The sequence below is a fragment of the Streptomyces auratus genome (genome assembly GCF_050433025.1).
Taxonomy (GTDB): domain Bacteria; phylum Actinomycetota; class Actinomycetes; order Streptomycetales; family Streptomycetaceae; genus Streptomyces; species Streptomyces sioyaensis.
On the sequence record NZ_JBNGCB010000001.1, the window covers coordinates 2,537,099 to 2,550,070 of the forward strand.

Annotated in this window: 11 protein-coding genes and 1 pseudogene; 9 read left to right on the plus strand and 3 right to left on the minus strand. The window is 72.0% G+C overall.

What is annotated here, in order from left to right; genetic code table 11:
• The first annotated feature begins 2 nt into the window (after positions 1 to 2).
• From BKA18_RS10885 to BKA18_RS10905, 5 genes are read left to right on the plus strand one after another with little or no spacing between them, the layout of a single operon-like run.
• Positions 3 to 1,316: an SCO2321 family membrane protein gene (locus tag BKA18_RS10885; protein ID WP_366048285.1), complete on the plus strand. Its 1,314-nt coding sequence runs from the start codon at positions 3 to 5 to the stop codon at positions 1,314 to 1,316.
• Positions 1,316 to 1,975, plus strand: a complete 660-nt coding sequence (locus tag BKA18_RS10890) for an SCO2322 family protein (protein WP_366048286.1) — start codon at positions 1,316 to 1,318, stop codon at positions 1,973 to 1,975. Before BKA18_RS10885 ends, BKA18_RS10890 begins: the two co-directional genes overlap by 1 nt.
• Complete coding sequence (locus BKA18_RS10895; protein WP_366048287.1) at positions 1,948 to 3,135, plus strand: CbiQ family ECF transporter T component; 1,188 nt, start codon at positions 1,948 to 1,950, stop codon at positions 3,133 to 3,135. The genes BKA18_RS10890 and BKA18_RS10895 overlap by 28 nt, the downstream gene beginning before the upstream one ends.
• A complete protein-coding gene (locus BKA18_RS10900) occupies positions 3,132 to 4,841 on the plus strand; it encodes an ABC transporter ATP-binding protein (protein WP_366048288.1) in 1,710 nt (569 codons plus the stop codon). Before BKA18_RS10895 ends, BKA18_RS10900 begins: the two co-directional genes overlap by 4 nt.
• Positions 4,838 to 5,725 carry an ECF transporter S component gene (locus tag BKA18_RS10905; RefSeq protein WP_366048289.1) on the plus strand — a complete coding sequence of 296 codons (888 nt, stop codon included), beginning with the start codon at positions 4,838 to 4,840 and terminating at the stop codon, positions 5,723 to 5,725. Before BKA18_RS10900 ends, BKA18_RS10905 begins: the two co-directional genes overlap by 4 nt.
• A 25-nt stretch (positions 5,726 to 5,750) precedes the next feature.
• Here the strand turns inward: BKA18_RS10905 and BKA18_RS10910 are convergent, their stop codons facing one another.
• Positions 5,751 to 6,920: a steroid 3-ketoacyl-CoA thiolase gene (locus BKA18_RS10910; protein WP_006605909.1), complete on the minus strand. Its 1,170-nt coding sequence runs from the start codon at positions 6,918 to 6,920 to the stop codon at positions 5,751 to 5,753.
• Positions 6,921 to 7,160: 240 nt separating this feature from the next.
• Between BKA18_RS10910 and BKA18_RS10915 the strand changes: the two genes are divergently transcribed.
• The 4 genes from BKA18_RS10915 (at position 7,161) to BKA18_RS10930 (ending at position 10,697) form a co-directional block, all read left to right on the plus strand.
• A complete protein-coding gene (locus BKA18_RS10915; RefSeq protein WP_366048290.1) occupies positions 7,161 to 8,393 on the plus strand; it encodes a cytochrome P450 in 1,233 nt (410 codons plus the stop codon).
• Positions 8,394 to 8,813: 420 nt separating this feature from the next.
• Entirely contained in the window at positions 8,814 to 9,434 is a 621-nt protein-coding gene (locus BKA18_RS10920; protein WP_093482940.1) for a DUF6230 family protein, read from the plus strand.
• Positions 9,425 to 9,853, plus strand: a complete 429-nt coding sequence (locus BKA18_RS10925; protein ID WP_366048291.1) for a DUF6114 domain-containing protein — start codon at positions 9,425 to 9,427, stop codon at positions 9,851 to 9,853. The genes BKA18_RS10920 and BKA18_RS10925 overlap by 10 nt, the downstream gene beginning before the upstream one ends.
• A 145-nt stretch (positions 9,854 to 9,998) precedes the next feature.
• Positions 9,999 to 10,697: a hypothetical protein gene (locus tag BKA18_RS10930; RefSeq protein WP_366048292.1), complete on the plus strand. Its 699-nt coding sequence runs from the start codon at positions 9,999 to 10,001 to the stop codon at positions 10,695 to 10,697.
• A gap of 111 nt (positions 10,698 to 10,808) precedes the next feature.
• On the opposite strand, the gene BKA18_RS10935 is transcribed toward BKA18_RS10930, so the two are convergent.
• Positions 10,809 to 11,162: a hypothetical protein gene (locus BKA18_RS10935; RefSeq protein ID WP_366048293.1), complete on the minus strand. Its 354-nt coding sequence runs from the start codon at positions 11,160 to 11,162 to the stop codon at positions 10,809 to 10,811.
• A gap of 95 nt (positions 11,163 to 11,257) precedes the next feature.
• Positions 11,258 to 12,892 (minus strand): annotated as a pseudogene (gene ctaD / locus BKA18_RS10940) (aa3-type cytochrome oxidase subunit I); the annotation flags it as partial.
• Positions 12,893 to 12,972: the final 80 nt, after the last annotated feature.

The window sequence follows — 12,972 nt, forward strand, 5'->3', positions numbered from 1 at the left end:
CGATGGCTCCCACGGCTTCCCTGGCCCAGCAGGCCCCCGCGCCGCACTCCGGCGCCCCCCTGGCGCGCCGCGCCGCCACGGCGCTGGCCGCCGCGCTGGTACTGGGCGCGGCCGCCGCCCCTGCCGCGTACGCCACTGTCCCCGGTTCCCCGTCCGCCGCGGCCAAGAAGCTGCCCGACGGTCTGTACGGCACCAAGGACCCGCAGTACGACGGGGTGTGGCGGCAGTCGCTCGCGCTGCTCGCGCAGCACACGGTGGGGGTGCGCCCGGCGGCGTCGGGCGTGCGGTGGCTGGTCGGGCAGCAGTGCGCGGACGGGGCGTTCACCGCCTTCCGTGCCGAGCCGGGCAAGCCCTGTGCCGCCAAGGCGATGCGGGACACCAACCAGACGGCCGCCGCGGTGCAGGCACTGGCCGCGCTGGGCGGGCACGGCGACGCCGTGGACAAGGCGGTGGGCTGGCTGAAGTCGGTGCAGAACGACGACGGCAGCTGGAGCTCGATGCCCGGTTCGCCCGGTGACGCCAACTCCACCTCCGTGGTCATCGGGGCGCTCGCGGCGGCGGGGCAGAAGCCGGCATCGGTGACGTCGAAGAAGCACAAGACCCCCTACGACGGGCTGCTCACCTTCCGGCTGGGCTGTGCGGGCACGGAGGACGCGCACGGCGCGTTCACCTTCCAGCTCAAGGGCGCGGCCCCGAACGCCGATGCCACCGCGGCCGCCGCAACCGGCATGCTCGGCAAGGGCTTTGTCGTCGCGCCCGCCGGCCGCGGCGCCCACACCCCGGTCACACCGCCCGCCTGCAAGGACGGCAAGGACAAGAAGGCGGGCCCGGTCTCCGCGGCGCGGGCCGCGGACGGCGGCGCCGCCTATCTCGTCGCCCAGCTCGACAAGAACGGCCGGCATCTGCTCTCCGCGATGCCGGGTGCCAAGCCGCAGCCCGACGTCGGCAACACCGCGGACGCCGTGGTGGCGCTGGCGGCCGGCGGGCACGGCGCCGAGGCCCGGCGGCCGCTGGCCTGGCTGCAGAAGAACGCGGCCAACTGGGCGCGGCAGAGCGGCCCCGCCGCGTACGCCCAGTTGGTGCTGGCCGCGCACGCCACCGGCAGCGACCCGCGCTCCTTCGGCGGCACCGACCTGGTGACCGCGCTCAACGCGACCGGCCCCGAGCCGGCCGCCGTATCGGGGAAGCACAAGGACGCCGACGCCTCCGGCAAGGACGACGGCGGCGGCATTCCGTGGTGGATCATCGCCGTCGGCCTCGCCTTCGGCGCGGGCCTCGGCTTCCTGCTCAGCGGCCGCAAGAGGGACCGGCTCTGATGCGGCGCGCCACCCTCGCCGGCGCCGCGCTGCTGGCCGGCACGGTCACCTCGCTGGCCGCCGGGCCCGCCCAGGCCCAGGAGTACCGCTACTGGTCCTTCTGGGAGGGCAAGGGCAGTTCCTGGACGTACGCCACCGAGGGGCCGGGCACCCTGCGGCCGGCCGACGGCACGGTCGCCGGGTTCCGCTTCACCGTCAGCGCCGATTCCGCCGCGGCCGGCAAGCCCCGTACGGCGCCCGGTTTCGACGCGATCTGCCATGACACCCCCGCCAAGGAGGGCCGCAAGCGGATCGGCGTCGTCGTCGACTTCGGTACCGCGGCGGACGCGCCCGGCGGCGAACGGCCGCCGGCGTCCCGGACGGAGTGTGCCCAGGTGTCCGAGGACGCCTCGGCGGGCGAGGCGCTGGCGGCGGCCGCCCGGCCGCTGCGCTATGACGCGGGCGCCCTGCTGTGTGCCGTCGCCGGGTACCCGAAGGCGGGGTGCGCGGAGCGGGTGGACGACTCGCAGGGGGCACGGTCCGCGGCGTCGCCGGCCCCGGGCGCGGCGGCGGACGGCGGGGACGACGGCGGGCCGTCCGCCGGGCTGTTCGGCGGGATCGCGGTCCTTCTCGTCCTGGGTGCGGCGGCCGGATGGCAGCTCCGCCGCCGGCGCGGATGAGCGCCCCGCGGGCGACCCGTACCACCGCGCTGCCCGCCGGCGCCTGGTGGCTGTGGGCACTCGGCCTGGCCGCCGCGGCCTCCCGCACCACCGATCCGCTGCTGCTGGGGCTGCTGGTGGGGGTGGCCGGTTATGTCGTCGCGGCCCGCCGTACGGAGGCGCCGTGGGCCCGTTCGTACGGGGCGTTCGTCAAGCTCGGCCTGGTCGTGATCGCCATCCGACTGGGCTTCGCCTTCTTCCTGGGGTCGCCGATTCCCGGCACGCACACCCTGGTCACGCTGCCCGAAGTGCCGCTGCCCGACTGGGCGAAGGGCGTTCGGATCGGCGGCCGGGTCACCGCGGAGGGCATGGTCTTCGCCCTGTACGACGGGCTGAAACTGGCCACCCTGCTCATCTGTGTGGGCGCCGCCAATGCGCTGGCCCATCCGGCGCGGCTGCTGAAGTCGCTGCCCGGCGCGCTCTACGAGGTGGGCGTCGCGGTCGTCGTCGCGATGACCTTCGCCCCGAACCTGGTCGCCGACGTCCAGCGGCTGCGGGCCGCCCGCCGGCTGCGCGGCCGCCCCGACCGCGGGGTGGCGGCGCTCCTCCAGGTCGGCATGCCGGTGCTGGAGGGCGCGTTGGAGCGTTCGGTGGCGCTGGCCGCGGCCATGGACGCGCGGGGCTACGGCCGCAGCGCCGACGTACCGCGGGCCGTACGGCACACCACCTCGGTCCTCACCCTCGGCGGGCTGCTCGGCGTCTGCGCCGGGACGTACGGGCTGCTGGGCGAGGCCGGCGGCGGCTACGGTCTGCCGCTGCTGCTGGCCGGGCTGGCGGCGGCGCTCGGCGGGCTGTGGCTCGGCGGCCGGCGGTCGGTGCGCAGCCGCTACCGGCCCGAGCGGTGGGGCGTGCGCGCCTGGCTGGTCGCGGGCTCCGGCAGCGCCGTCGCCGCCCTGATGATCTGGGCCAACTCCTACGCGCCCAGCGCCCTCCACCCGCCCGCCGTCCCGCTCACCGCCCCTGTCCTCCCCCTCTGGCCGGCCGTCTCCGTGCTCGTGGGACTGCTGCCCGCCTTCGTCGCCCCGCTCCCGTCGAGCGGGGGCCGGGCGGACCGCACCGCGTCCCGTGGCCGTGGCCGTGCCGTCGATGTCGATCCGCGTGCGAAGGAGCCCACCCCGTGATCCGGTTCGAGCAGGTCTCGGTCACCTACGGCGACGCCACGGCGCCGGCCGTCCAGGGCATCGACCTGACCGTCCCCGAGGGCGAACTGTGCCTGCTGGTCGGGCCCTCGGGCGTCGGCAAGTCCACCGTCCTGAACGCCGTCTGCGGTCTCGTCCCGCACTTCACCGGCGGCACCCTGCGCGGCCGGGTCACCGTCGACGGCCGGGACACCCGCACCCACAAACCGCGCGAACTGGCCGATGTCGTCGGCACCGTGGGCCAGGACCCGCTGGCGCACTTCGTCACCGACACCGTGGAGGACGAGCTCGCCTACGGCATGGAGTCGCTCGGCCTCGCGCCCGACGTGATGCGCCGCCGGGTCGAGGAGACCCTGGATCTGCTGGGCCTGGCCGAGCTGCGCGACCGCGCCCTGGCCACGCTGTCCGGCGGCCAGCGGCAGCGGGTGGCGATCGGGTCGGTGCTGACCCCCCACCCCAAGGTCCTGGTCCTCGACGAGCCGACCTCGGCGCTCGACCCGGCCGCCGCGGAAGAAGTGCTCTCGGTGCTCCAGCGCCTGGTCCACGACCTGGGCACCACGGTCCTGCTGGCCGAACACCGCCTGGAGCGCGTCGTCCAGTACGCCGACCAGGTCATCCTGCTCCCCTCCCCCGGCGCGGCCCCGGTGATGGGCGCCCCCGCCGACGTCATGGCCGTCTCCCCCGTCCACCCTCCGGTGGTGGCTCTCGGCCGCCTCGCGCACTGGTCCCCGCTGCCGCTGTCGGTACGCGACGCCCGCCGGAAGGCCGCCGCCCTGCGCGAGCGGCTGACGGGGGTGACGCCGGCGGCGCCGGGGGCGCGGCGGGGGGTTGGGGCGGACGGTGCGGGGGCGGGAGCCGTACCGACCGGTGCCGGGCCCGGAACGGTGCCGTCCGGCCCGGCGCCCGGGGCCGCTTCCGTCCCGGACGGGATCGCCGCGGCAGTGTCCGGGCTGGGCGTCCGGCGGGGGCGGGCCGAGGTGCTGCACGGGGTGGAGCTGACCGTGCGGCGCGGCGAGACCGTCGCGCTGATGGGCCGAAACGGGGCGGGCAAGTCGACCCTGCTGTCCACCCTGGTCGGGATGCACCAGCCGTCCGCCGGCTCGGTGCGGGTCGGCGGCGTCACCCCGCACCGCACCGGCCCGCGGGCGCTCCTGCGGCAGGTCGGCCTGGTCCCCCAGGAACCCCGTGACCTGCTCTACGCGGACACCGTCGCCGCCGAGTGCACCGCGGCCGACCAGGACGCGGGCGCCCCGCCCGGCAGTTGCCGGGCCCAGGTCACCCGGCTGCTGCCCGATGTCCCGGACTCCGTCCACCCCCGCGATCTGTCCGAGGGCCAGCGCCTGGCCCTGGCCCTCGCGGTCGTGCTGACCGCCCGCCCGCCGCTGCTCCTGCTCGACGAGCCCACCCGCGGCCTGGATTACGCCGCCAAGGCCCGGCTGATCGAGGTGCTGCGCGCGCTGGCCGCCGAGGGCCACGCCATCGTCCTGGCCACCCACGACGTGGAGCTGGCCGCCGAACTCGCCCACCGGGTCGTCATCCTGGCCGACGGCGAGATCGTCGCCGACGGTCCCACCGACGAGGTCGTGGTCTCCTCGCCGTCGTTCGCGCCGCAGGTCGCCAAGGTCCTCGCGCCACTGCCCTGGCTGACCGTGCCGCAGGTGGCCGACGTCCTGGAGGCCACCGCATGACCGCGCCCGTGTACCGCACCGAGGGCGCCGGGCCGTGTCCCGGCCCCGGCCCCGGGCACCGGGCGCGTGCCATCCGGCTCGGGCCCCGCTCCGTCGCCGCGCTGTGCCTGATCTCGGCCCTCGGGGTGATGGCCTTCGGGTGGCCGCTGCTCGCCGATTCCGCCTCCGGTCTCGCCCATTCCCGGGACGCGCCCTGGCTGTTCGCCGCGCTGCTGCCGATGCTGCTCGCCGTCGTCGTGGCGACCATTGCCGACACCGGCCTGGACGCGAAGGCCATCGCCATGCTCGGCGTCCTGGCAGCGGCCGGGGCCGCGATGCGGCCGCTGGGCGCGGGGACGGCCGGCATCGAGCCGATGTTCTTCCTGATGGTGCTGGCGGGGCGGGTGCTCGGGCCGGGTTTCGGGTTCGTGCTGGGGTCCGTGGCGATGTTCGCGTCGGCCCTGCTGACCGGTGGTGTCGGGCCCTGGATGCCGTTCCAGATGCTGACGATGGGGTGGGTGTCGATGGGGGCCGGTCTGCTGCCCGGGCCCGACCGGCTGCGCGGCCGCCGCGAACTGGCCCTGCTCGCCGCGTACGGAGCCGTCTCCGCCGTCCTCTACGGCCTGGTCATGAACCTCCAGGGCTGGCCCTACATCGGCGGCATGGCCTCGGGGGTCTCCTTCGTCCCCGGCGATCCGCTCGACGCGAACCTCACCCGCTTCCTAGACTACTGCCTCGCCACCTCCCTGGGCTGGGACCTGCCCCGGGCCCTGGTCACGGTGGTCCTCACCTTCGCGCTGGGCGGCACCGTGCTGACGGCGCTGCGCCGCGCCACCCGCCGCGCCGCCTTCGACGCCCCCGTCTCCTTCACGCCCGGCCCGCCCCCGGGGACCGGCTCTTCGTGAGCCGTCCCGCTACAGCCGCGCCCCGCTAAAGCCGCTGGATGATCGTCCCCGTCGCCAGTGCCCCGCCGGCACACATGGTGATCAGGGCGAACTCCTTATCCCGCCGTTCGAGTTCGTGCAGCGCGGTGGTCAGCAGCCGGGCGCCGGTGGCGCCGACCGGGTGGCCCAGGGCGATGGCGCCGCCGTTCACGTTCACCTTCTCCAGGTCCTGGTCGAAGGTCTGCGCCCAGGAGAGCACCACGGAGGCGAAGGCCTCGTTGATCTCGACGAGGTCGATGTCCCTGAGGGACATCCCGGCCTTGCCGAGCACCGCGCGGGTGGCGTCGATGGGCCCGTCCAGATGGAAGTGCGGATCGGAGCCGACCAGTGCCTGCGCCACGATCCGGGCGCGCGGCTTGAGCTTGAGGGCGCGGGCCATCCGCTTGGAGGCCCACATCACCGCGGCGGCACCGTCGGAGATCTGCGAGGAGTTGCCCGCGGTGTGGACCGCGGTCGGCATCACGGGCTTGAGGCCGGCCAGCGCCTCCATGCTGGTGTCGCGCAGCCCCTCGTCCCGGTCGACCAGCCGCCACATGCCCTGGCCCGCGGCCTGCTCGTCCTCGGTGGTGGGCACCTGGACGGCGAAGGTCTCCCGTTTGAAGCGCTCCTCGGCCCAGGCGGCGGCCGCCCGCTCCTGTGAGATCAGCCCGAGCGAGTCGACGTTCTCGCGGGTCAGCCCGCGGTGGCGGGCGATGCGTTCGGCCGCCTCGAACTGGTTGGGCAGATCGACGTTCCACTCGTCCGGCCAGGGCTTGCCGGGCCCGTGCTTGGAGGCGCTGCCGAGCGGCACCCGGGACATCGCCTCGACCCCGCAGCCGATGCCGACGTCGATGACGCCGCTCGCGATCATGTTGGCGACCATGTGGTTAGCTTGCTGGGAGGATCCGCACTGGCAGTCCACGGTGGTCGCGGCGGTCTCGTACGGCAGGCCCATCGCCAGCCAGGCGTTGCGGGCCGGGTTCATGGACTGTTCACCGGCGTGGGTGACGGTGCCGCTGACGATCTGTTCGATGCAGTCGGGCTGGATGCCCGTACGGGAGAGGAGTTCGCGGTAGGTCTCGCCCAGGAGGTAGGCGGGGTGAAGGTTGGCGAGGGCGCCCTGGCGCCTGCCGATCGGGGTGCGTACTGCTTCGACGATGACGGGTTCCGCGGCCATGACTGACTCGTCCTCTCCTCGCGTCCGCGGGTCCCGGCACCCACGGAAGAAGAACTAGTACGCGTTCTAGTTCTGCAAACAGTCTTATGAGCCGCCCTCCGGGGCGCAAGGGGCGTGCAACACCCTTGTCCACAAAGGGAGTCGCCACGGGCCTTGCCACTTGCAGGACTCGTCACTACCTTCACCGCGATCCATACCTGATGAACCGTCAGAAGATTGTGGATGGACCAGGAGTCGCCGATGCCATGCCCCGCGTTGCCCGACGGGTTCGACTTCACCGACCCCGACGTCTATCAGTCCCGCGTTCCGCTCCCCGAGTTCGCGCTGCTGCGGCAGACCGCTCCGGTGTGGTGGAACGCCCAGCCGCACGGCATCGCCGGCTTCGACGACGACGGCTACTGGGTCGTCACGCGCCACCAGGACGTCAAGGAGGTGTCCACCAAGCCGGACGTCTTCTCCGCCAGCCGCAACACCTCGATCATCCGGTTCAACGCGTCCATGACCCGTGAGCAGATCGACGTACAGAAACTCATCATGCTGAACATGGACCCGCCCGAGCACACCCGGGTCCGGCAGATCGTGCAGCGCGGCTTCACCCCGCGCGCCATCCGCGGCCTGGAGGACGCCCTGCGCCGCCGGGCCACGCACATCGTCGATGAGGCGCGCCGCAACGGCACCGGGGACTTCGTCACCGACATCGCCTGCGAACTCCCCCTCCAGGCCATCGCCGAACTGATCGGCATCCCCCAGGACGACCGGGCCCGCATCTTCGACTGGTCGAACAAGATGGTCGCCTACGACGATCCCGAGCTGGCGATCACCGAAGAGGTCGGCAGCAACGCGGCCATGGAGCTGATCTCGTACGCCATGAACCTCGCCGCGGCGCGCAAGGAATGCCCCGCCGAGGACATCGTCAGCCGACTGGTGGCGGCGGAGCACGAGGGGAACCTCGGCTCCGACGAGTTCGGGTTCTTCGTGCTGCTGCTGGCGGTGGCCGGCAACGAGACCACCCGCAACGCCATCACCCACGGGATGCACGCCTTCCTCACCCACCCCGACCAGTGGGAACTCTTCAAGCGCGAGCGCCCGGCGACCGCGGCCGAGGAGATCGTGCGGTGGGCGACTCCGGTGGTCTCCTTCCAGCGCACCGCCACCCAGGACACCGAACTGGGCGGCGCGAAGATCAAGGAAGGGCAGCGGGTGGGGATCTTCTACTCCTCCGCCAACAACGACCCGGAGGTCTTCACCGACCCCGAGGTCTTCGACATCACCCGCGACCCCAACCCCCATCTGGGATTCGGCGGCGGCGGTCCGCACTTCTGCCTCGGCAAGTCCCTTGCGGTGCTGGAGATCGACCTGATCTTCCAGGCCCTCGCGGACGCCCTGCCCGGCATCTCCTTGGCGGGCGAACCGCGCCGGCTGCGCTCGGCCTGGCTCAACGGCGTCAAGGAACTCCGGGTTCATTACGGCTGACCCCCGGCACGACGGCGAAGACAGCAGGGCGCGCACCCGGAACCATGGGGTGGGCGCCTCGCTGCCGGACGGGGCGCGCCCGCTACCGGCAGGGCTGGGCCCGCTACCGGCAGGGGCGGGCCCGGAAAGCCGGACGAGCGGTATGTCCGAAACCGGTTCCTTCCGCAAGCTTGTCAGTTGTCATGCTCAGACTTACATTCAACTCGCGGGTAACACTTGGCAGTTCGGCATCTTGGCGCACAGCTCCGCAGCGCCGGCACCCGAACCGTACGTTCTTCCCCACGTCCGCACACGCCGGCTCCCCGCGCGTCGCCACACCCGCGCAGCACGCCGACCCACGCAGCACGCCCCACCACGCACAGGCACCCCCCACACGGTTCGACAGCGCGCTTCCTCGCTCTTCGAAGGGGACACACCGATATGAAGGACGCACACGGCAGACCCGTCACGGGACGCATCAGATGGCGCAGGTTCGCCGCGCTGTCCGTCCCGGCCCTCGTCGGCACGGCCGCCCTGGGCATCGCCCTGGCCAACGGGGCACTGGCGGCGTCGTTCGCCGTCTCGGGACAGCAGTTCAAGGTTTCCGCCGACAGCCTCACCGGCGACGGCTTCGCCCAGTACGGCAGTGTGGACACGAACGCCAGGGGAGACCTCCTGCCGGTCGCCGTCACCGCCATCAAGACGGCCCGGATGAACCATCTGTGCCAGTCGGTCGTCACCCACCTGCCCGTCATCGGCGATATCTCGCTCAACCTCAGCGCCGGTACGGGCGGCAAGCCCGTCGAGGCGACCAATCTGTTCGTGGACGCCACCCAGCTCTCCGGCAATGCGGCCTTCCACGGCATCGAGATCGGCCGGGACGCCTCCACCCTCGACAAGGGACCGGACAGCGCCCAGGGCATGCAGGACCTCTTCGCCCAGCAGGCCGATGACGTCAACATCAGCAGCCTGCGGCAGACGGCCTGGGCCACCAACGCGGGGACCTTCAAGCTGTCCGGCCTGAACATGAAGATCTCCAAGGGCTCCAAGGAATGCTTCTGACCTGGCGGCGCTGGCGGAGGGCGCGGCCCTTCTGGGGCGGTCTGGCGGCCGTCCTCGCCGGCGCCGAGCTCTGCGCCATCCCCCTGGCGCCGCTGAAGATCATGCTGCAACAGGGCATCGCCGGCATCCCGTCCGTGCTGATGGGGCTGGTGATGATCGTGATGGGACTCTCGGCGTGGTTCACCCCGCACTACCGGGGCCTCGCGGGGGTGCTCACCGTGCTGTGCGCGGCGGCCGCGCTGGTGATGTCCAACCTCGGCGGCTTTCTGATCGGCACCATTCTCGGGATTCTCGGCGGCTCGATGATGTTCGCCTGGCAGCCGGCCCCGGACGCCGCACCGGCGGAACCCGGCGCCCCCGCGGCGTCCGGGGCGGATGCCGAACCGGGTGACGGCGCGCCCGCGCCCAGCGGCCCGTAGGCCCCCACAGCCCGGCCACCCGGCCACACCCGTACACCCGTACCCGCAACCCCCAGCGCCTTCGTCCGCGTACGGGACCGGACCGCTGCCCGCACCGCGGACCGACCGCTCCTGTGGCACCCACCCCCCTTGAAGGAGACCCACGATGACGATGACGCACCCCGCCCGCCGTACGCACCGCAGACGCGCGTTCCGTTCCGCCGGCACCGGGATCGTCGCGGCGCTCGCCCTGCCGCTCGCCGTGCCGGGTTCCGCGGCGGCTCTGCCCGCTCCGTCGGCGCCGCTCGCCCCGTCCGCCACGACCGTGACGCCGGCAGGTCACGGCTTCACCGCCACGCTCAGCGGCAAGGCCACCTTCAAGGCCGGTGCGGTGACGGTGACCTGTACGACCTCGACCTCCAGCGGGCAGGTCCCGGCCGCGCCCGGCAACCAGAACCCGGCCGGACCGGTGAGCAGTTCGACCACCCCGGCGACCTACGGCTCCTGCTCGACGAGCCTGCCGGGCGTCAGTGCGACCGTCACCACCACCGGCACCTGGGGCGTCGCCATGCAGAACGGGGCGCCGGTGACCGCCGGTCTGACCATCCCCACCGGCGGATTCGTCCTCAAGACCAGCGGGCTGGCGTCCTGCACGGTCACCGCGGCCCCCACCGCGCCGGCCACGGTGGGCGGCACCTGGACCAACGGCGCACCGTCCACGCTCACCTTCACCGACGCCGCGGTACCGGTGAAGGTGGTGGGCGGGTTCGGCTGCCCGACCACGGCGACCAGCTCGACGTTCAACGCCAGCTACAAGGTCGCCGATACCACTGATCCCGGGTCTCAGATCACTGTCACGGGCTGAGCGGGAAACCGGCCGAGGCCAGGGGTGACGGCCGTGCTCCGCGCGGGCGCGGGCGTCACCCTCGGCGCACGGCCCGGGGGTTCCTCCTGAACGCACGGCCCGGCGGCACCGTCAGCGCACGGCCATGCCGGCGACCGCCACGATCACCAGCGCCGCGACCGCCACCGTGCCGCTGAGGAACGCGGTGATCAGCCGTCGCCGCAGGGCCCGGTAGACGCCTTCGTATTCGGTCCGCAGGGTGGCGCTGCGGACCGCGATGCGCTCCAGGTACGCCCACGTGGCATCGCGCTGGTCGCGGCAGTAGTGCAGCTCCACCTCCCGCCGCTGGCTGTCGGTGAGCCAGGGCAGGCCGGCGCAGAAGGCCTGCGCGCGAATGCGTGCCCGGTCCTTCTCCGCCTCCCAGAGGAGAAATCCCTCGATCTCGTTGAGGGCCCGGTCCATCGCCGTGCCGTCGACCCCCGGCATTTCTCCTTCGGGCATTCCTCCGCCCGTTTCCCCGCCCTCGCCCCGCCGCCTTCCTTCGCCCCTCCGCCTTCCTTCGCCCATCTGCGTTCCCTCGTTCATCTGCGTGCCCCTATTCCGGTGACAGGCGTGTCCCCGGCGTCCGCCAAGGCCTCGATCTCGCGCGCGATCTCCGGGTGGTGCAGATCGAAGGCCGGGGATTCGGAGCGAATACGCGGCAGCGTACGGAAGTTGTGCCGCGGCGGCGGGCAGGACGTCGCCCATTCCAGCGAACGGCCGTACCCCCAGGGATCGTCGGACGCGACCTTCCCGCCGTACTTCGACGTCTTCCACACGTTGTAGAGGAACGGCAGGAGGGAGAGCCCGAGGAGGAAAGAGAAGATGCTGGAGACGGTGTTCAGAGTGGTGAAACCGTCGGCCGCGAGGTAGTCCGGGATACGCCGCAGCATGCCCTCGGCGCCCAGCCAGTGCTGGACGAGGAAGGTGCCGTGGAAGCCCACGAACAGCGTCCAGAAGGTGATCTTTCCGAGCCGCTCGTCCAGCATCTTGCCGGTGAATTTCGGCCACCAGAAGTGGAATCCGGCGAACATCGCGAAGACGACCGTACCGAAGACCACGTAATGGAAGTGCGCCACCACGAAGTACGAGTCGGAGACGTGGAAGTCCATCGGCGGCGAGGCCAGGATGACACCGGTCAGACCACCGAAGGTGAAGGTGATCAGGAAGCCGATCGCCCACAGCATCGGCGTCTCGAAGGACAGTGAGCCCTTCCACATCGTGCCGATCCAGTTGAAGAACTTCACACCCGTCGGCACCGCGATGAGGAACGTCATGAAGGAGAAGAACGGCAACAGCACGCCGCCCGTCACATACATGTGGTGCGCCCACACCGTGACCGAGAGACCGGCAATCGAAACCGTCGCCGCAATCAGACCGATGTAGCCGAACATCGGCTTCCGGGAGAACACCGGAATGACCTCGGAAATGATGCCGAAGAACGGTAGGGCGATGATGTACACCTCGGGATGGCCGAAGAACCAGAAGAGGTGCTGCCAGAGCAACGCGCCGCCGTTTGCGGCGTCGAAGACATGCGCACCGAATTTGCGGTCCGCCTCCAGCGCGAACAGCGCCGCCGCCAGCACCGGGAAGGCCAGCAGCACCAAAACACCGGTCAGCAGCACGTTCCAGCAGAAGATCGGCATCCGGAACATCGTCATGCCCGGCGCCCGCATGCAGATGATCGTCGTGATGAAGTTGACCGAACCGAGGATCGTGCCGAAGCCGGAGAAGGCCAGACCCATGATCCACATATCGGCGCCGATTCCGGGGGCATACACGGAATCGGAGAGCGGCGCATAGGCGAACCAGCCGAAGTCCGCCGCGCCCTGCGGCGTCAGAAATCCGCCCACCGCCATGAGCGAACCGAAGAGATAGAGCCAGTAGGCGAACATGTTCAGCCGGGGAAAGGCGACATCGGGCGCGCCGATCTGCAGCGGCATGATCCAGTTCGCGAAACCGGCGAACAGCGGCGTCGCGAACATCAGCAGCATGATCGTGCCGTGCATCGTGAACGCCTGGTTGAACTGCTCGTTCGACAGGATCTGGTGGCCCGGCCGGGCCAGTTCGGCACGCATCGCCAACGCCAGCAGTCCGCCCAGGCAGAAGAAGGCGAACGCGGTGACCAGGTAGAGCGTGCCGATCGTCTTGTGGTCGGTGGTCGTCAACCACTTCACGGGAAACCTCATGCCCGGTAGGTGTCCGGCACCGCCGCGCACTTCACCGCGCGCCGGGCCCGGGGCCCGTACGCGGGGGT